This window comes from Quadrisphaera sp. INWT6 (genome assembly GCF_015390235.1).
Taxonomy (GTDB): Bacteria; Actinomycetota; Actinomycetes; order Actinomycetales; family Quadrisphaeraceae; genus Quadrisphaera.
Genome location: NZ_VUOH01000001.1, coordinates 327,468 through 350,649, shown reverse-complemented (window position 1 = coordinate 350,649; position 23,182 = coordinate 327,468). Strand labels below are relative to the sequence as shown.

Here is a 23,182-nt window from a genome sequence, read left to right as displayed (position 1 = left end):
GTATGATGTTTGTCGACGACCGTCCCCCGATCGTCACAGCACCGCCGTCCCCGCGGCGGAGTCGGCCGCCGAGACGCCCTGCACCCCCACGGTGAGCAGCAGGTTGGCGTACTGGCGCACGTCGCCCGTGACGACGACGACGGCCAGGTCCTCGCCCTTCGCCGCCGCGTAGAAGGCGTGGCGGTCCAGCGCCTCCACCGGCACCTCGCCGTGCCGGGCCAGGCGCGCCCGGTGGGCCGTCACCGCGGCCGGGTCGGACCCGTCCGGCGGGACCATCACCGCGGCCGCCTCCACCGGGAGCGCGTCGAGGAGGACGTCGAGCACCGCGGAGGTGTCGAGCAGGCCGGGAGCCAGGTTGAGGTGGATGCGCTCGGCGTTCGGGCCGGCGGCCGTGGTGGCGGGGTAGTGCCCGTCGCAGAGCAGCACGGTCGCCCCGTGCCCCGCGGCGGCCAGCGCGGCGAGCAGGGGCGGGTGGACGAGTCGTCCGGCGATCACGCGGTCTCCTCAGGTGGTGGTGCGGTCGGTGCTGCCGGCCCGGTCGGCGAGCCGGTAGGTGCGGGAGGCGGTGGCGCCGAAGAGCGCGTCGCGGTCGGCGGCGCCGAGGCCGGCGGCGCGCCCGGCGACCAGCTCGGCCCACTGCGCCCAGGAGGAGGCGAGGGTGCAGACGGGCCAGTCCGAGCCGAAGGCCAGGCGCTGCGGCCCGAAGGCGTCGAGCAGGACGTCGAGGACGCGGCGCACGGCGTCGTCGTCCGCGCCGGACCCGCCCACCTCGCTGAGCACGCCCGAGACCTTGCAGACCGCGCCGTCGACGGCGGCGAGGGCGCGGACGCGCTCCTCCCACGCGTCGAGCGCTCCCGCCGGGGCGCCGCGGCGGACGTCGGGCTTGCCGGCGTGGTCGAGCACCACCACCAGGCCGTGCTCGGCGGCCCGCCGGGCGGCCTCGACGCCGGCGGCCAGCTGCGGCTCGCGGACCAGCAGGTCGTAGGCGAGCCCCTCCTGCGCGAGCACGCGCAGACCGCGCTGCACGTCGTCGCGCAGGACCCAGGCGGGGTCGGGCTCGCCCTGGACGAGGTGGCGCACGCCCACCAGCAGCTCGCCACCCGCCCCGGAGCGCAGGTCGTCGAGCTGGCCGAGCACGTCACCGGTCAGGTCGACCCAGCCGACGACGCCCGCCAGCAGCGGGTCGGCGGCGGCGGTGGCCAGCAGGGCGCGGCTCTCCCCGGGGGTGCACACCGACTGCACGACCACGGCGGCGCCCAGCGGGCGGCCGTCGACACCGCCCGCCGCGGCCGCGCGGAGGTCGTCGGCGGTGAACACGCGGTCGATGGCCGCGTGCCCGGGCTCCGCCAGCCAGTCCTGCCCAGGGTCTGCCGGGTCCCACAGGTGGTGGTGGGCGTCCACGGCCGGGACCGGACCCGTCAGCGGCGCTGGAGCGGGAGGCGGCTGGACGCCTCCCGCGGGGCCGCTCGCGCCGTGGGCGCCCACCGGCTCGGCGGGCCCGTCAGCGGGCGCCACGCGCCCGCCACTGGGGGCCGTCGGGGAAGGTGAAGTCGGCCACCGACGCGGCGTGCATCTCGCCGCCGCCGCCGGGTGCGAGCGGCGCGCGGTAGCGGCCGTGCTCGAGCTGCACCGGGGTCACGAAGTGCTCGTGGAGGTGGTCGACGTGCTCGACCACGCGGTCGTCCCAGGTGCCGGAGATCGCGACGAAGTCGGTCATCGACAGGTGCTGGACCATCTCGCACAGACCGACCCCACCGGCGTGCGGGCACACCGGCACGCCGTGGTGGGCGGCCATCAGCATGATCGCGAGGTTCTCGTTGACCCCGGCCACGCGGGCGGCGTCGATCTGGACGACGTCGACGGCGCGCAGCTGCAGCAGCTGCTTGAACACCACGCGGTTGGCCACGTGCTCGCCCGTGGCGACCTTGGTCGGGTGCACGGCGCGGCGGACGGTGGCGTGGCCGAGCACGTCGTCCGGGCTCGTGGGCTCCTCGATCCAGTACGGGTCGAACGGCGCGAGGGCGTGCATCCACGCGATCGCCTGGCCGACGTCCCAGCGCTGGTTGGCGTCGACGGCGATCCTGACGTCGTCGCCGACGGCGGCGCGCGCCACCTTCATGCGGCGCACGTCGTCGGTGAGGTCGGCGCCCACCTTGAGCTTGATCTGGGTGAACCCGTCGGCCACGGCCTCGCGCGCCAGGCGCTCCAGCTTCTCGTCGGAGTACCCCAGCCAGCCCGGGGTGGTCGTGTACGCCGGGTAGCCGCGCTCCAGCAGCAGCGCCTCGCGCTCCTCGCGGCCCGGCAGCGCGCGGGTGAGCACGGCCTTCGCCTCGGCGCGCGTCATGGCGTCGGTGAGCCAGCGGAAGTCGACCAGGTCGAGCAGCTCGTCGGGGTCGAGGTGGGCCAGGTGCTGCCACAGCGGCTGCCCGGCGCGCTTGGCGCGCAGGTCCCACGCGGCGTTGAGGACGGCGCCCACCGCCATCTGCACGACGCCCTTCTCCGGACCGAGCCAGCGCAGCTGCGGCTCGTGCACCATCTCGCGGGAGAAGGCGCCCAGGTCGTCCAGGACCTCGTCGACCCGGCGGCCCACCACCCACTGCTCCAGGGCCCTGATCGCCGCCGACTGGATGTCGTTGCCGCGCCCGGTGGTGAAGGCCAGCGCGTGGCCCTCGTGCCCGTCGCCGGCGTCGGTGTGCAGCACCGCGTAGGCGGCGGAGTAGTCGGGCTCGGGGTTCATCGCGTCGGAGCCGTCGAGGTGCTCCGAGGTGGGGAAGCGCACGTCGTGCACCTCGAGGGCGGTGAAGCGCGCAGCGGACGACGGGCCTGCGAGCGGGTCGGACGGCACGGCGGACCTCCAGGGCGGTGGGCGGTGGGCGTACGGCGCACGGCGGGCGGACGACCCGGTGCTGGTGGACTCGTGTGCGCGGCGTCCCCCTCGACGCGCCACCGACGCTATCCACTCAGTCATCCGATGTCTAGACGCCCAAACATCAGACGTGCAGAGTGGAGGGGTGGTGAGCGGACGCTCCCGCGCGAGGCCCGGCGCGAGGCCCGGCCCGAGCACCCGGAGGTGACGCGGTGGCAGCCCCCCTGACCGATGCGGCGATCGAGAAGGTCCGCGACCTGATCCGCGGCGGCGACCTCGAGCCCGGCCAGCGCCTGCCCGCCGAGGCCGCGCTGTCGGCGCAGCTCGGCGTGAGCCGCTCGAGCCTGCGCGAGGCGGTCCGCGCGCTGGCCACCGCCGGCGTGCTCGACGTGCGCCGCGGCGACGGCACCTTCGTCACCGCGCTCACCCCGGCCCAGCTCTTCACCGGCATCGGCGAGGCCGTCGACCTCATGGGCGACGAGTCGCTCCTGGAGCTGATGGAGTGCCGCCGCCTCGTAGAACCCCAGGTCACAGCCCTTGCGGCGCTGCGCTGCCAGGAGGCCGACCTCGAGGAGGTGCTGCGGCACCTGCAGCTGATGGAGGCCGCCACCGACGAGCAGGACCTCATCGCCCACGACGCCGACTTCCACGCCGCCATCGCGGCCGCCAGCCGCAACACCGCCCTCGCCGAGATCCTGCGCGGCATCTCCGGGGTCACCCTGCGGGCGAGGGTGTGGCGCGCCCTGACCGAGGCCGACTCCTCCCGGCACACCATCGACGAGCACCGCGCCATCTACGACGCGCTGCGCGACGGCGACGCCCAGCTGGCCCAGGCGGCCGCCCTGCTGCACGTCGCGAACGTGGAGACGTGGATGCGCCGGGCCCTCGCGCCGAAACGCCGCCGGAGCGCTTGACACGGGCACCGGGGGCGGACGAAGGTTCACAGTCATCGGATGTATGGCCGCCCCGGGCACTGCTGCCCCCGGCGACCGGCACCCGACGCGCACCATCCGTCAACCGCTCGACGACGTCGTCACGGAGGCTCCCGATGGCACCCCACCTCTCTCGCCGGCAGCTGCTCGGACTCGGTGGCGGCGCTGCCGCCGCCCTCGCCCTCTCCGGCTGCGGCGGAGGCTCCTCGTCCTCCGGGAGCGCCAGCTCCACCGACCTCAGCTGGTTCATGTGGAGCGCCTCGACGGCCGAGGTCGACGCCTGGAAGAAGGTCGCCGACATCGCCGGCGAGGCGTCGGGCTCGACGATCACCTTCCAGACCGCCGCCTGGAACGACTACTGGACCAAGCTGACCTCGCAGGCCGCGAGCGGCCAGACCGCCGACCTGGTGAGCGTCCAGTCGCTGCGCGCCCCGCAGTTCGCCCAGCTGTTCACCGACCTCGGCCCGAAGCTCTCGGACATGGGCGTGACCGAGTCCGACTTCGACTCGGGGATCCTCGACGCGCTCAAGGTCGACGGCAAGCTGCTGGCGCTGCCCTACGACTTCGGGCCCCTCGTGGTCTTCTACAACAAGACCGCCTTCCAGGAGGCCGGGTTGCCGATGCCGGCCATCGGCTGGACCCAGGACGACTTCCTGGCGGCGGCCAAGAAGCTGACCACCGGCAACACCTACGGCTTCTTCGCCGGCGCGGTGCCCGACAGCATCATCCCGTTCGCGATGAGCCAGCACGGCGTCCAGGCCGTCACGGCCGACGGGAAGCTCGACATCGACACCGACGAGTGGCGCGACACGCTGAACTGGTACCGCGACCTGGTGGTCAGCGAGAAGGTCGCCTCACCGCTGCCGGCGGCCGGGTCCCAGGCCGCGGCCACCAACCAGTTCCTGGCCGGCAACGCCGCGATGAACATCGACGGCCCGTGGAGCCTGATCAACGCCAAGGCGACGGCGAGCTTCGAGGTGGGCATCGCCCCGATGCCCGTCGGCGGCAGCGGCTCCAAGACCGTCAGCGCCGGCTCCGGCTTCGGGGTGTCGGCGAAGGCCGCCAACCAGGACCTCGCCGCCAAGGCCTGTGCCGGCCTGGTCAACGTCGACTCCGAGACCTACCTGGGCCAGTCGGGCCGCGCGTTCCCGGCGCGCACCGCGCAGCAGTCGGCCTGGTACGAGGGCAACGGCCTGCAGGACGCGCAGGAGGTGATGGACGCCATGATCGCGGCGGCCGAGGGGTACCGCACCACCGCCAAGTGGACCCAGGTCAACAACGAGTGGAACAAGTACGCCGTCCCCTGCTTCAACGGCGACACCGACGTCGACTCCTTCATCCAGCAGGTCCAGGCCCAGGCCTGACGGGCCCGACGGCGTCGGCACGAGCGATGACCAGCTCCGAGGAGGTCCCATGGCGCTGACAGGTGCCGTCCGCGTCACCGACGCCGTCGAGACCCCCGCGCCCGCGCGCGGGTCGAAGAAGGGCGACGGCCGCGCGGCCTCGGCCTTCCTGCTGCCGGGGGCGATCGGGTTCGTCGCCTTCACGGCGTTCCCCATCGTCGCCTCCCTGGTGATGAGCTTCTTCGACTGGCCCGTGCTCGGAGACCCGACCTTCATCGGCTTCGGCAACTTCGTCGAGCTCTTCACCACCGACCCGGTGTTCACCACGGCGCTGCTCAACACGGCGGTCTTCGTGCTGCTGTACGTGCCGGTCAACATCGTGGTGTCGATGGGCCTGGCGGTGTGGATCTCGCCGCGGATCGTCGGGCGCCGCTACTACCGGGTGCTCTTCTTCGTCCCCGCGGTGACGCCCATGGTCGGCAACGCCGTCGTCTTCGGCCTGCTGTACACGCCGCGGGGTCTCATCGACAGCGTCTTCCAGACGCTGTTCGGCGTGAGCGCCCCGAACTTCCTGGGGTCGAGCACGTGGGCGCTGCCCGCCGTCGTCCTGATGTCGGTGTGGCAGGGGTTCGGCTACAACCTGCTGGTCTTCTCCGCGGCGCTGGACGCCGTGCCGCCCTCGCTCACCGAGGCCGCGGCCATCGACGGGGCCGGCCCGGTGCGGCAGTTCTTCTCGGTGGTGCTGCCGCTCATGAGCCCGTCGCTGTTCTTCGCCACGGTGCTGACGCTGATCAGCTCGTTCCAGGTGTTCGTGCAGCCCTACATCCTCACCGGCGGCGGTCCGGGCAACAGCACCACGACGCTGGTCATGTACCTGTACCAGAGCGGGTTCCAGAACTTCCGGCTCGGCTTCGCCTCGGCGATCGCGTGGGTGCTCTTCGTGATCATCATGGGTCTCACCGCCATCCAGTTCCTCGGGCAGAAGAAGTGGGTGCACTATGACCAGTGAGGCCCTCGGGACCAGGTCGGCGGCGCTGTCGGCCGACGACGGCACCGGCACCCCCGGCACCCCTGGCCCCGGCGGCCCCGCGGGGGGCCTGGTCCCCCAGAACCGGAAGAAGCGCCCGCCCGTCGTCTCCCAGCTGCTGCTGACGCTGGCGCTGCTGCTCTTCCTCGCGCCGCTGGCGTGGATGGTGCTGTCGAGCCTCAAGAGCGCCGGGGAGATCTTCACCACGCCCCCGAAGCTCTTCGGCGAGAGCCTCCTGTTCAGCAACTACAGCGACGCGCTCGACTTCCTGCCCTTCGGCAGGTTCATGCTCAACACGGCCTTCGTGGCCGTCACGGGCACGGTCATCACGCTGGTCACGTCGGCGCTGTCCGCCTACGCGTTCGCCCGGCTCCGGTTCCGGGGCCGCGACTCGCTGTTCCTGGTCTACCTGGGCACGCTCATGGTGCCGCAGGAGGTCGTCGTCGTCCCGATGTTCCTGATCATGAACCAGCTGGGCTGGATCAACACCTTCCAGGCGCTGATCCTCCCCTGGGCGTTCACCGCGTTCGGCACGTTCCTGCTGCGCCAGTTCTTCCTCACCATCCCCAAGGAGCTCGAGGAGTCGGCGCGCATCGACGGCGCCGGGCACTGGCGCATCCTCACGCAGATCATCGTGCCGATCGCCGCGCCCGCCTTCGCGGTGCTGGCGGTGTTCACGTTCATCACCTACTGGAACAGCTTCCTGTGGCCGCTGATCGTCACCAACGACGTGACCACCACCACCGTGCCGCTCGGCCTGAACCTGTTCCTGGGCCAGAACGGCCAGGCGTGGAACCTGCTCATGGCCGCCGCCACCATCTCGATGGCGCCCACCGCCCTGCTGGTGCTGCTGCTGCAGCGCTACCTCGTGAAGGGCATCGCCCTGTCGGGCCTCGGCGGCCGCTGAGGCGCCGGGCCCCGCTCCCCGACCGGATCCGCACCACCCACCCGGAGGTTCCCACCCCGTGTTCTCCCACGACGCCCGGACCGAGCTCTACCAGCGCTTCGAGCGACCCGTGCCCGCCTGGTTCTCCGAGGCCAAGCTCGGCATCTTCATCCACTGGGGCGCCTACTCGGTGCCGGCCTGGGCCGAGCCCATCGGCGAGCTCGGCACCATCGAGCGGTCCACCTGGATGAAGCACAACCCGTACGCCGAGTGGTACTACAACACCATCCGCATCGAGGGCTCGCCCGCGGCGGAGCACCACCGCGAGGTCCACGGCGACGCCCCCTACGACGACTTCCTGGACGCCTGGAAGGCGGAGGACTTCGACCCCGACGACTGGGCCTCGCTGTTCGCCCGCGCCGGTGCCCGCTACGTCGTCCCCACCACCAAGCACCACGACGGCATCTGCCTGTGGGACGCCCCCGGCACCCCCCGCAACACCGTGGCGCGCGGCCCGCAGCGCGACCTGGTCGGCGACATCGCCGCCGCCACGCGCCGCGCCGGGATGAGGTTCGGCACCTACTACTCGGGCGGCCTCGACTGGGACGTGGCCGACTTCGGCCCGATCACCTCCGACATCGGCCACGAGCTGCGCCCGCAGGACGAGGGCTACACGGCCTACGCCAACGCCCACGTCCGCGACCTCGTGGAGCGGTACGCCCCCGACGTGCTGTGGGGCGACATCAACTGGCCCGACGCCGGCAAGCCCGACGGGCCGCTGTCGTTCGCCCGCGTGCTCGACGAGTACTACGCCGCGGTGCCCGAGGGCGTGGTCAACGACAGGTTCGGCGAGACCCACTGGGACTTCCGCACCAGCGAGTACCAGCAGGGGCGCGACCTGGAGTCCGGCGCGTGGGAGAACTGCCGCGGCATCGGCTACTCCTTCGGCTACAACCGGGTGGAGGGCCACGAGCACCACCTCACCGGCCCCCAGGCCGTCAAGCACCTGCTCGACGTCGTCGCCCGCGGGGGCAACCTGCTCCTCGACGTCGGCCCGACCGCCTCCGGCCAGATCCCCGAGCTGCAGCGCCGGTGCCTGGAGGGCCTGGCCGACTGGATGGCCGTCAACGGCGCCGCCGTGCACGGGACGACGACGGTCGACGACTCCGTGGCCCGTCCCAGCGGCCACCAGGGCCACGACGACGACGGCAGCGGCGCCACCTGGGTGCGCTGGACCCGCTCGGGCGACGTCCTCCACGCGGTCGTCGACGCCACGGGCGAGGTCGGCCTGCAGCTCAGCGCCGAAGCCGTCGACCTCGGCGCGGCCCGCCTGCTCGACGGCACGCCCGTCACCGCCCGTGAGGACGGCAGCGGCGCGGTCGTCGTCGACGTCCCCGAGCCCGCGGCCCAGCACGGGCCCGCCGTCGTCACCTTCCCCCTGGGAGCACGCGCATGACCACCACGTCCTCCGACCGCAGCTGGGTTCCCGCCCCGGTCGAGGTGCCCGACACCCGGGCGGCGCTCGCCGACGTCCGCGCGGTGATCGACGCCGGGCCGTTCACCGACACCTGGGAGTCGCTGGCCGGCTACGAGGTGCCGGGCTGGTTCCGCGACGCCAAGTTCGGGATCTTCATGCACTGGGGCGCGTACTCGGTGCCGGCCTTCGGCAACGAGTGGTACCCGCGGCGCATGTACCAGCAGGGCACGCCGGAGCACGGCCACCACCGCGAGGTCCACGGCGACCACGCCGAGGTCGGCTACAAGGACTTCCTGCCGCGCTTCACGATGGACCGCTTCGACCCGGCGGGCATGGCACAGCTGTTCCGGCGGGCGGGCGCGCAGTTCGTGGTCCCCGTCGCCGAGCACCACGACGGCTTCCCGATGTACGACGAGCCGCGCACGCGCTGGAACGCCACGAAGGTGGGGCCCCAGCGCGACGTGCTCGGGGACGTGCTCGGCGCCTGCGACGACCAGTGGATCGTCCGCGGCGCCTCCAGCCACCGCGCCGAGCACTGGTTCTTCTTCCACCCCGGGCGGGCCTTCGCCTCGGACGTGCGCGACGACCCGGAGTTCGCCGACCTCTACGGCCCCGCGATGCCGCAGGCGTCGGGCCCGAACGAGGCGTACCTGGAGGACTGGCTGCTCCGCACCGTGCGGATCATCGACGGCTACCGCCCGCAGGTGCTGTGGTTCGACTGGTGGATCGAGCACCCGGCCTTCGAGCCCTACCGCCGGATGCTCGCGGCGTACTACTACAACCGCGCTGCGCAGTGGGGCCGCGGCGTCGTCCTGCAGTACAAGTGGGAGGCCTTCAGGCCGGGCACCGCGGTGCTCGACGTCGAGCGCGGCGGCATGGCCGACGTGCAGGAGCGCCCCTGGCAGAACGACACCTCCGTCTCCCGCACCTCGTGGGGGTGGATCGAGGGCCACGAGTGGAAGACCCCGCAGGACCTGGTGGGCGAGCTGGTCGACGTCGTCGCCAAGAACGGGTGCCTGCTGCTCAACATCGGGCCCAAGCCCGACGGGACGGTCCCGGACGAGGAGGCGGCGCTGCTGGAGGGTCTCGGCGCCTGGCTGACCGTCAACGGCGAGGCCGTGTACGGCACCCGCCCGTGGCGCGTGCCCGGCGAGGGGCCGACGGCGGTGCCGGAGGGCTCCTTCACCGACGCCGCGTCGCTGCCGTTCACCCCGGCCGACCTGCGCTTCACCCAGCGCGCCGAGGTCGGGCAGACGTCGCTGTACGCGATGGGCATGGTCCGCCCGGACGACGGCGTGGTGCGCATCAGGTCGCTCGGCGGGGCGTCGTCCATGTCCGTGCGCGACCTCGGTGACGTCAGGCTGCTCGGCCACCCGGCGCCGCTGGAGGTGCGCCGCACCGACGACGCCCTCGAGGTGGTGCTGCCCTCACCGCTGCCGGCGGCGGTCGAGGCCGTGCCCGGCTTCGCGCTGGAGCTGGTCCTGCTCGACCCGGCGGCCCCGGCGCCCCGCGCGCTGCTGCTGCCCGAGGGTGAGGGCGGCGGCTGACCGCCGCTCCCCCGCACGCCCGTGGCCGGGTGCCCGTGATCGCGGTGATCACGGGCACCCGGCCACCGGCGCGAGCGGCGGGCGCGGGTCAGACCAGGGGCAGCGACACCGTCGCGAAGGAGTGCGCCGGCAGCTCGACCAACAGCACGCCGTCCTCCACCCGGGCGCCGTCGAAGGTCCGCGGCGCCACGGCGTCGCCCTGCTGCGGCGTGTTGTGCGCCTGCAGCGCGTCGGCGGTGAGCAGGCGGGCCGTCGGCTCCCCCACGGCCGCGCCGCGCAGGTCGATCCGCAGCACCACCGGAGCGCCGGCGTCCAGGTTGGTCAGCGAGACCAGCGCCGCGCCGTCCTTGGTGCTGGCCGACACCGAGACGGTGCTCAGCTCCACGTCGCTGCGGTCGAGGGCGTGCCCGCCCACGCCGACGACGCCCGCGACCGTGCGCGTCGGCGCCGCGCCGCGCAGGTGGACGGGCAGGTGGGCGGCGTCCTGGTGGCCCTTGTTCATCTCGAAGACGTGGTAGCTCGGCGTCAGCACCAGCGCGCCGGACTCCTCGTCGGTGAGGATCATCGCCTGCAGCACGTTCACCGTCTGGGCGATGTTGGCCATCACCAGCCGGTCGGCGTGGCGGTGGAAGGCGTCGAAGTGCACCGAGGCCACCAGCGCGTCGCGCAGCGCGTTCTGCTGGAACAGGAACCCGGGGTTGGTGCCCGGCTCGACGTCGAACCACGTGCCCCACTCGTCGAGCACCAGGCCCACGCGCTTGTCGGGGTCGTAGGCGTCCATGACCTTGGTGTGCCCGGCGAGCACGGCCTCGACGCGCTGGGCCTGCGCCATCGTCGCGTAGTACTCGTCGGTGTCGAACTCGGTGGCGCTGCCCTTGTGGTCCCAGGGCCCGGCCACCGTGTAGCAGTGGAAGGAGATGGCCTGGAAGCTGGAGTTGCCGTGGCCCAGCACCTCGCCGTCGCCCAGCGCACGGCCGAGCGCCTTCATGAGGACCTCGGTCCAGCGGTAGTCGGCGTTCGTGGCGCCGGCGGCGATCCGGTAGAGCTTGTTGTCGCCCATGTCGCGGCTGTACGTGGCGAACTGGCGGGCGAGGTCGGCGTAGGCCTCCGCGCTCATGTTGCCGCCGCAGCCCCACGGCTCGTTGCCCAGCCCCCAGTAGGTGACCTTCCACGGCTCGTCGCGGCCGTTCGCGCGGCGCAGCGCGGCCATCGGCGAGTCGTCGCCGCGGGTCAGGTACTGCACCCAGTCGCTGGTCTCGGCCACGGTGCCGGAGCCGACGTTGGCCGAGATGTAGGGCTCGGTGCCCAGCAGCTCGCACAGGTGCATGAACTCGTGGGTGCCGAAGGAGTTGTCCTCCACGACGTCGCCCCAGTGGGAGTTCACCATCCGCGGGCGCTGCTCGCGGGGGCCGATGCCGTCCTTCCAGTGGTAGTCGTCGGCGAAGCAGCCCCCGGGCCAGCGCAGGTTGGGGATGTCCAGGGCGCGCAGGGCCTCGACGACGTCCAGGCGGATGCCGCCCTCGTTCGGGACCTCGGAGTCCTCCCCGACGTAGAAGCCGCCGTAGATGCAGCGGCCGAGGTGCTCGGCGAAGTGGCCGTAGACGTGGCGGCTGATCCGGTGGCCCGGGAGGTCGAGGTCGAGGACGCCCTCGACGACGGCGGGCGTGCTGGACGGGGTGGTGGTGCTCACGGGGCTCCTCGGTGCGGCGTTGCGGAGAAGGGTGGTTTATCGATACAACCAAGGCCCTCGCGGGCTGTCAAGGCGCACCGCGAGCAGACTCGAGGTCCAGGAGGTGGCCCATGACCACGATGCGCGACGTCGCAGCAGCGGCCGGCGTCTCGCCGATGACCGTGTCCAACGTGCTCGCCGGCCGCACCAACGTCAGCGAGGAGACGCGCCGCCGCGTGCTCGACGTGGTCGAGCGCACCGGCTACCGCGTCAACACCGCGGCGCAGAGCCTGCGGCGCGGCCGAACGGGATCGTCGGCCTGGCGGTGCCCGAGGTGCACAGCCACTACTTCGGCCTGCTGGCCGCGCGGCTCATCGCGCGCCTGGCGCCCGAGGGCCTGCGCGTCGTGGTCGAGCAGACGGGCGCGAGCCGCGAGGGCGAGCTGGCCGCCATCACCGCCTCGCGCGTCAGCGCCTACGACGGCCTGGTGCTCTCCGCGGTGGGCCTCGACCCCGACGACGTGCTCGCCATCGCCGGCGACCTGCCCGTCGTCGTCCTGGGCGAGCGGCAGGACGTGCGCCGGTTCGACCACGTCGAGATGGCCAACACCGACGGCGCGGCCGCGGCGGGCGCGCCTGCTCCTCGACCGCGGGTGCCGCCGGCTGGTGGCGCTCGGCATGCCCGACCTGGACGCCCTCCCCGCGGGCGACGACGACGGGCCCCGCCCCCAGGGGCCCGGCCACCTCGGTGACGCGTTCCGCCTGCGCGCCCTGGGGGTCCGGGCTGCGGTCGGGGCCGTCCCGGGCGCGAGCGTCGTGGCCGTCAGCGGCGCCCGGAGCACGCTCGCCGGCGGCGCCGACCTCACCCGTGAGGCGCTGGCGCGAGAGCCCCGTCTCGACGGCCTGGTCTGCGCCACCGACACCCTCGCCATCGGCGCGCTGCGGGCCCTGGCCGACGCCGGCCGGCGCGTCCCCGACGACGTGCTCGTGGCCGGCTTCGACGACGTCGCCGACGCCGCCTTCACCGTGCCGTCGCTGACCAGCGTCTCCCCCGGCCACGACTGGATGGTCGAGGAGACCACGCGCCTGCTCCTGCGCCGCATCGCCGACCCGGCGGCGGCCCCCGAGCGCAGCACCAGCCCGTTCGCCGTGGTCGAGCGGGAGTCGACCCGTCGTCGTCGCCCCGGCGCGACCGCCACCTGACCGCGGTCACCTGCGGACCTGACCGGGGTCACCTGGCGCGCCACCGCCCCAGGACCCGGCACCGCCACCTGACCGCGGTCACCCGCGGACCTGACCGGGGTCACCTGGCGCGCCACCGCCCCAGGACCCGGCACCGCCACCTGACCGCGGTCACCTGGGGACCCGACCGGGGTCACCTGGCGCGCCACCGCCCCAGGACCTGGCACCGCCACCTGACCGCGGTCACCGCGGGACGTGACCGCGGTCAGCTGACACCATTCGGTAGCGCCACTATCGACAGTGGCACTATCGATGGGCTAGCGTCCCCTCCGTGCGCATCTCCGAGCTCGCCGAGCGCAGCGGCACGGCCCCGGCGACCATCAAGTTCTACGTCCGCGAGGGCCTGCTCCCACCCGCCGAGAAGACCGGCTACAACCAGGTCTCCTACGGCGAGGAGCACGTCCGCCGCCTGCACCTCGTGCGCGCCCTGGTCGACGTCGGCGGGCTGCCCATCGCCAGGGTGCGCGCCGTCGTCGCCGCCGTCGACGACCCCGCGGTCGGCCTCCAGGAGGTGATGGGCGCCGCCCAGCGGGCCCTGCCCGGCCGGGAGGGTGCGCCGCCGCCGTCGCCGTCCTCGCTCGCAGCGGTCGAGGAGCTCGTCAGCGCGCTGGGGTGGACCGTGGAGGACGGCAACCCCGGGGTGCTCCAGGCCGCCGCCGTGCTCGACGGCTGGGTCGCGATGGGTCGCAAGGACCTGTTCGACAGCCTCCCCGAGTACGCCCGCGCCGCCGAGGTGGTGGCCCGCGCCGACCTCGCCCGCGTCTGGCCCGACGCCGCCGACCGCGACCGCAGCGCCGAGACCGTGGTGGTGGGGACCGTCCTCGGCGACGCCCTGGTCGCCGGGCTGCGCCGCATCGCCCAGGAGCACGTGGCCCGCGCCACCCGCCCGACCCACCTCACCCGGAGCACCTCCACCAGCCCGTCCACCGGTCCGTCCACCAGCCCGTCCCCGAGGAGCCGTCATGACCGCGTCCGACCTGCGCCGATCCCCCCTGGTCTGGGTGGCCGCCGCGGTGCTGCTCCTCGCCGTGCCCACCGCCGCCCTCGCCGTGCTCGACCCGGTGCAGGTCACGGGCGCGAACGGGTGGGTCAAGCCGCTGAAGTTCGAGCTGTCGATCGCGCTCTACGCCGTCACCCTCGCGTGGCTCGTCACGCGGCTGCGCCGTGGGCGCCGCCTCGCCGGAGCGCTCGGGACGGTGGCGGGCGCGCTCCTCGTCGAGATGGCGATCGTCCTGGGCGCTGCGGCGCTCGGGACCACGAGCCACTTCAACACCTCCACGCCCGCCTACGCCGCGGCGTGGGCGGTGATGGGCGCCAGCATCGCCGCCGTCTGGCTGATCACGGCGGTGGTGGGCGTCCTGCTGTGGCGCAGCCCGTCCGGTGACGCCGCCTTCGACCTGTCGGTGCGCGCCGGGGTGGTGGTCGCCCTGGCCGGCATGGCGGTCGCGTTCCTCATGACCTACCCGACCGCGCAGCAGCTCACCGATGGCCGCGGCATCATGGGTGCCCACACCGTGGGCGCCGCCGACGGCGGGCCGGGCCTGCCGCTGCTCGGCTGGAGCACCGCGGCGGGCGACCTGCGCGTGCCGCACTTCGTGGGCATGCACGCGCTGCAGGCGCTGCCGCTGCTGGTGCTGGCCCTGTCGCTGGTGGCCCGCCGGTGGCCGGCGGCCGCCGCGGTGCTCACCCCGCGCGTCCGGTGGCAGCTGGTGGCCCTCGCCAGCGCCGGCTGGGCCGCGGCGCTGGGGCTGCTGACCTGGCAGGCGCTGGTCGGCCAGTCCGTGGTGGCCCCCGCGGGTGCGGTGCTCGTGGTCTCCTCGGCGGTCGCGGCGGGCCTCGTGGGGGCGGTCGCCGTCGTCGTCGCGCGGGCCCGTCGGGCGGCGTGCGGAGCCCGCGGGGGCGGGACCGCGCCGGCGCTCAGGCCCGCGGCTCCCTGAACAGGCCGGTGCCGGGTGGTGGCGCGGTGGGGTCGGTCGAACCGCGCACCACCAGGGTGCCGGGGTGCGCGACGACGCCGCCACCGTCGTCGCCGCCTGCAGCACCACCCGCGCTCACCACGGCGTGCAGGTCGCGCGCCGCTGCGGCACCCAGGGCGTCGAGCTCGATGTCGACCGTGGTCAGGTGGGGGTCGGACTCCAGGGAGAACGCCTCCCAGTCGTCGACGCCGGTGACGGCGACGTCCTCGGGCACGGCCCGACCGGCCGTCTGGAGCCCCAGCACCACCCCGTAGGCGATCTGGTCGTTGCCGCACAGCACGGCGTCGACGTCGGGGTCGCGGGCGAGGACCTCCTCGACGGCGAGCTGGCCCCACCGCTGCGACCACGCCCCCGTGAGCACCGGACCCGGGACGAGGCCGAGCTCCCAGCTGCGCCGCCGGAAGCCCTCGGCGCGCTCGACGACGGCCCGCACCCCCGCCGGCCCGGTGACGTGCGCGACGCGCCGCCGCCCCAGCGCGTGCAGGTGGTCCAGCGCGGTGGCCGCTCCCCCGCGGTCGTCGGGCACGTGGCAGCGGTCGCGGGGGTCGCCGGTCTCGCCGTGCACGTACACGACCGGCACGGAGAGCTCGCCGCGCAGCGACGGCACCGGCCGGTTGTTGTCGCCCAGCACGATGAGCCCCTCGACCTTGCGGGCCTGGTGGTGGAGCGCGAGCTCCAGCAGGCGGTCGCGGTCTCCGTGGGCGTCCGCGGTGACCATCGACAGCTGGGCCTCGTCGAGGGCCGCCCCGACCCCCATCATCGACGGCACCGCCCACCGCCGCGTCAGCGAGTCGATGACGAGGAGCGCGACCGTGCCGCTGCGCCCCGACAGCAGGCTGCGCGCCAGCGGGTTCGGGGTGAAGGCCAGCTCCGCGGCGGCCTCGAGCACCCGGGCGCGGGCCTGCGCGGACACCCGCGGCTGCGCGTTGATCGCCTTCGACGCCGTGGTGACCGAGACCCCGGCGCGCCGGGCGACCTCGGTGAGGGTCGCGGGGCGCTGGCTCGGCACGGGCCCGATGCTGCCAGCCGGTGCGGCCGCCGTCGACGGGCGCGCCGAGCGTCGCCCGGACGGCCGGTCCGCGGGTGGGCGCTCAGCCCGCGGCGTCCGCGGACTCCGCCAGCGCCTCGACGACGGCAGGTCGGCGGGGAGCCAGGCCACCCCGCTGCGCCAGTCGTCGCGGTCGAGCCACCGCAGCTCGTCGTGGTCCTCCAGGGGGGCGGGGGCGCCGTCGACGACCTCCGCCCACCACACCCGCAGCTCGCCGACGCCCGGCAGGGGCCAGCCGTCCGCCGGCCCACCGGCGATGAGCTCCTGCCCGAGACGCACCCCGACGCCGAGCTCCTCGCGCAGCTCGCGCACCAGCGCCGCCTCGGGCGCCTCACCGGGCTCGACCTTGCCCCCGGGGAGCTCCCAGCCGCCGGCCAGCGACGGCGGGGCGCTGCGCCGGGCGGCGAGCAGCCGGCGGGGCGCCGCGAGGTCGTCGACCAGCGCGGCGCCCACCACCAGGGTCAGGCCGCCTCCCCGCCCGCTGCGGCGGTGCTGCCGGCGCTGCCGGCGCTGCCGGCGAGCGGCAGCGACGTGCGCCCACCGGGGTGGCCGACGTCGGTCGAGGCGAAGTGGCACGCGATCTGGTGGCCCGCAGCCGCACCGGGCTTGGTCACCAGCGGCGGCTCCTCCGTGGCGCAGACGTCCTGCGCCTTCCAGCAGCGGGTGCGGAACCGGCAGCCCGACGGCGGGTTCAGCGGCGAGGGCACGTCGCCCTCGAGCACGATCCGCTCCTTCGCCGCCTCGCGCGCGACGCCGGGGTCCGCCGACGGCGCCGCGGAGAGCAGCGCCTGCGTGTACGGGTGCATCGGACGGTCATAGATCTCGTCCTTGGGGCCGATCTCCACGACCTTGCCCAGGTACATCACCGCGACGCGGTCGGAGATGTGGCGCACCACCGACAGGTCGTGGGCGATGAACATGTAGGCGATGCCGAGCTCGGCCTGCAGGTCCTCCAGGAGGTTGACGATGCCGGCCTGCACCGACACGTCGAGCGCGGAGACCGGCTCGTCGAGCACCAGCAGCTTCGGCCCGAGCGCGAGCGCGCGGGCGATGCCGATGCGCTGGCGCTGGCCGCCGGAGAACTCGTGCGGGTAGCGGTTGCCGTGCTCGGGCGAGAGGCCCACCAGCTGCAGCAGCTCGCGGACGCGCTCCTTGCGGGCGGCCTTGTCGGGGACCGTCCCGTGGATGACCAGCGGCTCGCCGATGATGTCGTTGACCGGCATCCGGGGGTTCAGCGAGGCGTACGGGTCCTGGAAGACGATCTGCAGGTCGCGGCGCACCGGGCGCAGGTCGCGCTCGGACAGGCCGATGAGCTCCTTGCCGTCGAAGCGCACCGAGCCCGACGTCGGCTTGTGCAGCTGGAGCAGCGCGCGCCCAGTCGTCGACTTGCCGCAGCCCGACTCCCCCACCACGCCGAGGGTCTCGCCGGCGTCGAGGCTGAAGCTCACGCCGGAGACGGCCTGCACGTGGTTGACCACGCGCTGGACGATGCCGCCGCCCCGCACCGGGAAGTGCATGACGAGGTCGCGGACGTCGAGCAGGTGGGTGTCGCGCTCGGCCTCGGTGGGCTGGGTGCTCACGGGGTGACCTCGCTCTCGGCGCGGAAGAAGCGGGTGGGGTCGTCGGCGGCGAGCAGCTCGTCGCTGTGGTGGCAGGCCCCGAGGTGGTCGGGGCTCACCAGCGGGAGGTTCCTCCCCGCAGCCCCGCCAGCCCCGGCGGCGGGCCCCCGGTGGACGAGCTGCGGCTCGCTGGCGCGGCAGTCGTCGCGGACCAGCGGGCACCGCGGCCCGAACGGGCAGCCCCGCGGCAGGGAGATCAGCGACGGCGGCGAGCCGGAGATCGGCCGCAGCCGCTCCCCCGCGCGGGTGCCCTCGGCCGACGGGGTCGAGCCCAGCAGCCCGGCCGTGTACGGCATGAGGGGCTTCCGGAAGACCTCCGCCGTCCCGCCGACCTCCACCGGCTTGCCGGCGTACATGACCAGCGTGCGGTCGGCGACCTGCGCGATGACGCCCAGGTCGTGGGTGATGAACACGATGGCGGCGCCGACGGCCTCCTTGACGGACATCAGCGTGTCGAGCACCTGCGCCTGCACGGTGACGTCGAGGGCGGTGGTCGGCTCGTCGGCGATGATGACGTCGGGGTCGTTGATGATCGCCATGGCGATCATCGCGCGCTGGCGCATGCCGCCCGAGAACTCGTGCGGGTAGGCCCGCAGCCGCGCCTCGGCCTGCGGGATGCCGACCAGGTCGAGCATCTCCTTGGCGCGCGCCATCGCCGCCTTCGGCGGGACGGCGCTGTGCGACCTGACGGCCTCCGCCAGCTGGTCGCCCACCGTGTAGACGGGGTTCATCGCCGTCATCGGGTCCTGGAAGATCATGCTGACCCGGCGCCCGCGCAGACCGCGCTGCTGTCGCCCGCTCATCCGGAGCACGTCCTCGCCGCGGAAGAGGATCCTCCCGGTGACCTGGGCGCTGCGGGGCAGCAGGCCCATGACCGCCATCGACGAGACGGACTTGCCCGAGCCGGACTCACCCACGATGCCGAGCACCTCGCGCGGCGCCACGGAGTAGCTCATGCCGCGGACGGCCCGCACCACGCCGTCCTCGGTCGGGAAGGCGACCGTGAGGTCCTCGACCTGGAGGACGGGCTCGTCGGCGGGCCGCTCGGCCCGCTGCCCGTCCTTCTGCGCGGGGCTCACGAGCGCACCCGTGCCTGGCGCGGGTCGAACGCGTCGCGCAGGCCGTCGCCGATGAAGTTGACCGACAGGGCGATCAGCACGATGAACAGGCCCGGCCACCAGAACAGCCAGGGCCGCGTGGTGAAGGCCGCTTCGTAGGTGCTGATGAGCAGGCCGAGGGAGGTCTCCGGCGGCCGCACTCCGAGGCCGAGGTAGCTCAAGGCGCTCTCCACGAGGATCGCGACGGCGATGGTCAGCGTGGCGGACACGATGATGACGCCGAGGCTGTTGGGCAGGATGTGCTTGAAGATGATGCGGCTGCTGGAGGCGCCCATCGCGCGGGCGGCCTCGACGAACTCCTTCTCGCGCAGGGAGAGGAAGTTGCCGCGCACCAGGCGCGCGAGCGAGGTCCACAAGACCACCCCCAGGACCGCACCGAAGAGGAAGATCGGCAGCGCGCCGAAGCGGCGGCCGAGGACGGCACCGATGACGATCACCGGGATGGTGATGAAGACGTCGGTGACGCGCATGAGCAGGGCGTCGACCCAGCCGCGGTAGTAGCCGGCCAGGGCACCGACGAGCGTGCCGATGACCGTGGCGACGATGCCGACGACGAACGCGATGATCAGCGACCGCTGGGCGCCGCGCATGGTCAGCGCGAAGTAGTCGATGCCGATGTTGTCCTGGCCGAAGGGGTGGTCGCCCCAGGCGAGGCCGTCGCCGTCGAGCCACGGGATGAGGTCGAGCGTCGGGCGCCCGCCGTTCTCGATGGGGCTGACCTGCGTGTAGCTGTAGTGCCACCAGCCGGGGACGGGCCCGAACCCGATCGAGGTGAACGACAGCAGCACCACGAAGAGCAGCACCGCCATGCCGACCAGGGCACCGCGGTGGCGCAGGAAGCGGCGGCGGACCAGCTGGCCCTGCGAGAGGGCGACGACGGCGAGGCCGGAGGCGTCACCGGTGTCACCGGCGGCGCCGGGGCCGCCGGGCTCGCCGGCGGTCGTGCGGGGGTCTGTGGTCGTCATGAGAGTCGGATCCTCGGGTCGAGGTAGGCGTACACGAGGTCGGCCACGATGTTCAGCAGCAGCACGGCTGCGGCGGCGACCACGAAGAACGCCATCACGGGGGGCGGGTCGACGGTGTAGATGCCCTCGATGAAGAGGGACCCCATGCCCCGCCAGCCGAAGATGCGCTCGGTGATCACCGCACCGCCGACGATGGCGGCGAAGTCGAGCGCCACCAGCGTGGTGACGGGGATCAGGGCGTTGCGGAACGCGTGGCGCATGATCACCGTGCGCTCGGTCAGGCCCTTGCTGCGCGCGGTGCGCACGTAGTCCTGGTTCATCGTCTCGAGCATGCTCGAGCGCGTGTAGCGCGTGTACTGCGCGAAGGAGATGAGCACCAGCGTCACGCTCGGCAGCACCAGGTGCGTGAGCGAGTCGAGCGTGGTCTCCCAGAGCGTGCCGGTGAAGTTGGGCGTGTTCGAGCCGATGGTCGCGATGGGGCGTCCGAGCGAGCTCGAGACGTACGCCGGCCAGGCGTACATGAGCCAGTCGACGAAGCTCAGCGCCGCGACGACCGCTGCCGAGAGGACGGCGGCGCGCGCGGCGCGCCCGCGGTCGATGCCGCCGACGCCGAACCCGACGCCACCGGCGAGCACCAGCGTGAGCACGAACAGGCCGATGAGGAACGGCCAGGTCGGGTCGAGGAGCACGCTGACGGTCGAGACGTAGATGATGATCCCGACCACGGCCCCGGCCAGCGAGGCGATGAGCACGCGGCGGTTGGCCAGGCCGGAGACCAGTGCGGTGATCCCGACCGCGGCGGCCAGGCCGAGCACCGAGACGCCGACCGGGCCGAGCGTCGGGCGGGCCAGGAAGTCCGTCTGCGACAGCACCAGCAGGACGGCCAGGACGACGACCGCGCCGACCGCGAACGAGACCCCGCGGCGCACCCAGGTGCGCCCCCCCACGAGGCTGACCGCGAACAGCCCGCCCAGCACGGCCAGCACGACCACCACCGGCAGCGGGACCACCGGGTCGCCCAGCCAGTCGTTGAAGGCGATCGCCCCGAACTGCTTGAGCAGCACCGCGGCCCAGAAGATCGGCAGCGAGAAGAAGACGAACGAGAAGAACGTGATCGTGTAGTCGAAGCTCGTGTACTGGCGCAGCGCCGACACGATGCCGACCGCCACGCCGGTCACGATGGCCAGCACGGTGGCCAGCACCACGAGGCGCAGCGTGCTGCCCAGCGCCAGGCCGAGCAGCGGCTCGATGGCCTGCCCGGTGCGGTTGACGCCGAGCGTCCCCTGCCCCCAGAGGAAGCTGAGCAGGCCGCCGAGCCAGTCGAAGTAGCGCTCCACGACGGGCGTGTTGAGCTGCATGATCTCGGTGCGCGACGCGATGCGGGCTGCACGGTCACCGGGGTCGGTGATGCCGTACAGGTCCTCCAGCGGGTCACCGGCGTTGGCGACCAGGAGGTACATCATGAACGTCGCGACGAAGAAGACGCCGATCGAGATCAGCAGGCGCCTCAGGACGTAAGCGACCACGGGCAAGGGCCCCTTCCACAGCGGGGAGAGCGGATCAGCAGGTCAGGGCCTCCTGGGCCCTGCGCCCCCGGGACAAGACTGCGCCTGGGGGCGGTCTGCGGGCGCACCGGGGGGGCCGCCCGCGCGCAGCGCCGGCCGGCGCCCTCCTCGGGGAGGGCGCCGGCCGGCGCGTGCGGGACTACTGCTGGGCCACGGTCCAGGTGTCGTCGTTCCAGGTCTGCTGGCTCTGGGCCGGCTGGAAGGACGGGCCGGTCACGTTGGTGGAGTTGGCCTGCAGGCCGGGGAACGTGAACAGCGGGATGGTGGCCAGGTCGCTCCACAGGACCGACTCGATCTGGCCGATCGTGGTGTCCTGCGCGGAGACGTCGGTCTGCGAGAGCAGCTGCTTGGTCAGCTCGTCGACCTGCGGGTTGGAGTACTTGCCGTTGTTGTTGCCGCCGCCGGTGACGTAGGTCGACGCCTGACCGGAGACCAGCGGCGAGCCCGACCACGCGAAGAGCGCGACGTCGAAGTTGCCGTTGGCGAGGCCGCCGCCGAAGAAGTCCTGCTGGCCGGCGTCCTGGACGTCGAAGCCGGCCTGGTCGCAGGAGGCCTTGATCAGGGCGGTGGCGTCGGTGCGGCGCTGGTTGGGCGACTGGTAGCCGATGCGCACGGCGGTGCCGGCCGCACCCTTGCTGTCGAGGATCTGCTTGGCGGCGGCGATGTCGGGCTGGTCGTACTGGCCCTGGTAGGAGGCGGAGACGACCTGGTCGTAGCCCTCCTGGAAGGTCAGCTTGTAGCGCGAGTTCAGCACGGTGGCGTTCTCGTTCACCGGCTTGATCAGGTTGTCGACGATCTGCTGGCGCGGGACGCAGAGGGCGAAGGCCTTGCGCAGGTCGGCGTCCTTGAACGCGCCCTCGAAGTTGAAGTCGAGGTGCTCGAAGGTGTACTCGTCGCCCTGGTCGATCTTGACCGAGTCACCGATGGCCTGGAGCTGGCTCAGGATGTCCTGCGCGGGCTGGGGGCGGGCCACCTGGATCTCGCCGTTGGCGAGGGCCTGCGCCTGGGCGGTCGCGTCGATGAAGCGGATGACGATGGAGCTGGCCTTCGCCGGCGTGCCCCAGTACTCGTCGTTGGCGACCAGCGTGATCGACTGGCCGGCCTGCCAGGAGTCGATCTTGTAGGGGCCCGAGGACAGCCAGTTGTCGGTGTCGACGGTGCCCGGCGTGCCGATGAAGCCCGTGTTGTAGAACTGCGCGAGCTTGTTGACCTCGTCGGTGTTGTTGCTGGTCAGCGCACCGATCAGGTCCTCGACGCCGGCGCCCTGCGCCACCTTGTGCGCCGGGAGGATCGAGCCGGCGCCGAACATGCCGGCCCAGTCGGCGAAGGGGGTCGCGTAGGAGAGCTCGACCTCCTTGTCACCGGCGGCGCACTGCGGGGCGTTCATGTCCTCGTAGCCGGTGGTGCCGGCCGACGAGAAGCCCGACAGCGGGTTGCCCTCGGCGTCGGTCTCGGAGGAGGTGAACTTCCCGGAGTTGGCGGCCCAGGTGAGCATGAAGTCGTCGCAGTCGATCGGCTCGCCGTCGGACCAGACGGCGTCGTCGGCGAAGGTGTACTTGATCGTCAGCGGGTCGTCACTCGTCTTCTCGACGGTGCCGAACTCCTTCTCGTCGAGCACGCCGCCGTCGGGGCCGAAGTCCCAGAAGCCGCCGAGGACGTTGTTCAGGACGACGACGTTCTGGACGGCGTTCTGGTCGGCGGTGTTGTTGTTGTAGCTGTTGAACTCCTGCTCGTGCGCGGCCGTGATGGTCGCGTTGCTGGTGCCTGCGGAGCTGCTGGCACAGTCCCCCCCTCACCCCCGCGGTCGGCGGAGCATCCGGAGAGGACGAGCGCGCCGCCGGCCAGGAAGGCCAGTGCGGCAGTGGTTCTGCGCGAGGTGATCACGTGGGAGGGACCCTTCGTC

19 protein-coding genes and 2 pseudogenes are annotated in these 23,182 nt (G+C 73.2%); 11 read left to right on the top strand and 10 right to left on the bottom strand.

What is annotated here, in order from left to right; genetic code table 11:
- Positions 1–33: 33 nt before the first annotated feature.
- The 3 genes from F1641_RS01495 to F1641_RS01485 form a co-directional block, all read right to left on the bottom strand.
- Positions 34–495: an RbsD/FucU domain-containing protein gene (locus tag F1641_RS01495; protein WP_194902719.1), complete on the bottom strand. Its 462-nt coding sequence runs from the start codon at positions 493–495 to the stop codon at positions 34–36.
- Between the two features lie 9 nt (positions 496–504).
- A complete protein-coding gene (locus tag F1641_RS01490) occupies positions 505–1,401 on the bottom strand; it encodes an amidohydrolase (RefSeq protein WP_194902718.1) in 897 nt (298 codons plus the stop codon).
- Between the two features lie 100 nt (positions 1,402–1,501).
- Positions 1,502–2,845: an enolase C-terminal domain-like protein gene (locus F1641_RS01485; protein WP_309225305.1), complete on the bottom strand. Its 1,344-nt coding sequence runs from the start codon at positions 2,843–2,845 to the stop codon at positions 1,502–1,504.
- 233 nt (positions 2,846–3,078) lie between these two features.
- Between F1641_RS01485 and F1641_RS01480 the strand changes: the two genes are divergently transcribed.
- The 6 genes from F1641_RS01480 (at position 3,079) to F1641_RS01455 (ending at position 10,078) form a co-directional block, all read left to right on the top strand.
- Entirely contained in the window at positions 3,079–3,780 is a 702-nt protein-coding gene (locus F1641_RS01480; protein ID WP_206690370.1) for a FadR/GntR family transcriptional regulator, read from the top strand.
- Between the two features lie 134 nt (positions 3,781–3,914).
- Entirely contained in the window at positions 3,915–5,162 is a 1,248-nt protein-coding gene (locus tag F1641_RS01475) for a sugar ABC transporter substrate-binding protein (RefSeq protein ID WP_194902716.1), read from the top strand.
- Positions 5,163–5,211: 49 nt separating this feature from the next.
- The gene (locus tag F1641_RS01470; protein WP_194902715.1) at positions 5,212–6,150 is read left to right on the top strand and encodes a carbohydrate ABC transporter permease; all 939 of its coding nucleotides are present in this window, start codon (positions 5,212–5,214) and stop codon (positions 6,148–6,150) included.
- Positions 6,140–7,075: a carbohydrate ABC transporter permease gene (locus F1641_RS01465; protein ID WP_194902714.1), complete on the top strand. Its 936-nt coding sequence runs from the start codon at positions 6,140–6,142 to the stop codon at positions 7,073–7,075. The genes F1641_RS01470 and F1641_RS01465 overlap by 11 nt, the downstream gene beginning before the upstream one ends.
- Positions 7,076–7,133: 58 nt before the next feature.
- Complete coding sequence (locus F1641_RS01460; protein WP_194902713.1) at positions 7,134–8,510, top strand: alpha-L-fucosidase; 1,377 nt, start codon at positions 7,134–7,136, stop codon at positions 8,508–8,510.
- Positions 8,507–10,078, top strand: a complete 1,572-nt coding sequence (locus F1641_RS01455; protein WP_194902712.1) for an alpha-L-fucosidase — start codon at positions 8,507–8,509, stop codon at positions 10,076–10,078. The genes F1641_RS01460 and F1641_RS01455 overlap by 4 nt, the downstream gene beginning before the upstream one ends.
- 88 nt (positions 10,079–10,166) lie before the next feature.
- Here the strand turns inward: F1641_RS01455 and F1641_RS22755 are convergent, their stop codons facing one another.
- Positions 10,167–11,768, bottom strand: coding sequence for an alpha-N-arabinofuranosidase (locus F1641_RS22755; RefSeq protein WP_194902711.1), 1,602 nt, complete (start codon positions 11,766–11,768; stop codon positions 10,167–10,169).
- A gap of 110 nt (positions 11,769–11,878) precedes the next feature.
- Between F1641_RS22755 and F1641_RS23650 the strand changes: the two are divergent.
- The 5 genes and pseudogenes from F1641_RS23650 to F1641_RS20670 all read left to right on the top strand — a co-directional run.
- A pseudogene (locus tag F1641_RS23650) lies at positions 11,879–12,010 on the top strand (LacI family DNA-binding transcriptional regulator); the annotation flags it as partial.
- A 62-nt stretch (positions 12,011–12,072) separates the two neighbouring features.
- Positions 12,073–12,498 (top strand): hypothetical protein, encoded by a 426-nt coding sequence (locus F1641_RS20685; RefSeq protein WP_194902710.1) that lies wholly within the window; start codon positions 12,073–12,075, stop codon positions 12,496–12,498.
- On the top strand, positions 12,425–12,949 hold the full coding sequence (locus F1641_RS20680; protein ID WP_255513833.1) for a LacI family DNA-binding transcriptional regulator: 525 nt from the start codon (positions 12,425–12,427) through the stop codon (positions 12,947–12,949). Before F1641_RS20685 ends, F1641_RS20680 begins: the two co-directional genes overlap by 74 nt.
- Before the next feature lie 310 nt (positions 12,950–13,259).
- A pseudogene (locus F1641_RS22750) lies at positions 13,260–13,406 on the top strand (MerR family transcriptional regulator); the annotation flags it as partial.
- A 544-nt stretch (positions 13,407–13,950) separates the two neighbouring features.
- Positions 13,951–14,925: a hypothetical protein gene (locus tag F1641_RS20670; protein WP_255514182.1), complete on the top strand. Its 975-nt coding sequence runs from the start codon at positions 13,951–13,953 to the stop codon at positions 14,923–14,925.
- On the opposite strand, the gene F1641_RS19560 is transcribed toward F1641_RS20670, so the two are convergent.
- From F1641_RS19560 to F1641_RS01395, 6 genes are all read right to left on the bottom strand, one after another.
- Positions 14,906–16,468 carry a substrate-binding domain-containing protein gene (locus tag F1641_RS19560; RefSeq protein ID WP_309225304.1) on the bottom strand — a complete coding sequence of 521 codons (1,563 nt, stop codon included), beginning with the start codon at positions 16,466–16,468 and terminating at the stop codon, positions 14,906–14,908. The two genes, F1641_RS20670 and F1641_RS19560, sit on opposite strands and share 20 nt — an antisense overlap.
- Before the next feature lie 5 nt (positions 16,469–16,473).
- Positions 16,474–17,592, bottom strand: a complete 1,119-nt coding sequence (locus F1641_RS01415) for a dipeptide ABC transporter ATP-binding protein (protein ID WP_309225303.1) — start codon at positions 17,590–17,592, stop codon at positions 16,474–16,476.
- Entirely contained in the window at positions 17,589–18,710 is a 1,122-nt protein-coding gene (locus F1641_RS01410) for an ABC transporter ATP-binding protein (RefSeq protein ID WP_219729463.1), read from the bottom strand. Before F1641_RS01410 ends, F1641_RS01415 begins: the two co-directional genes overlap by 4 nt.
- Positions 18,707–19,714, bottom strand: a complete 1,008-nt coding sequence (locus tag F1641_RS01405) for an ABC transporter permease (RefSeq protein ID WP_194902706.1) — start codon at positions 19,712–19,714, stop codon at positions 18,707–18,709. The genes F1641_RS01410 and F1641_RS01405 overlap by 4 nt, the downstream gene beginning before the upstream one ends.
- A complete protein-coding gene (locus tag F1641_RS22745) occupies positions 19,711–21,240 on the bottom strand; it encodes an ABC transporter permease (RefSeq protein WP_194902705.1) in 1,530 nt (509 codons plus the stop codon). The genes F1641_RS01405 and F1641_RS22745 overlap by 4 nt, the downstream gene beginning before the upstream one ends.
- 178 nt (positions 21,241–21,418) lie before the next feature.
- Positions 21,419–22,897, bottom strand: a complete 1,479-nt coding sequence (locus F1641_RS01395; protein WP_194902704.1) for an ABC transporter family substrate-binding protein — start codon at positions 22,895–22,897, stop codon at positions 21,419–21,421.
- Between the last annotated feature and the right edge of the window lie 285 nt (positions 22,898–23,182).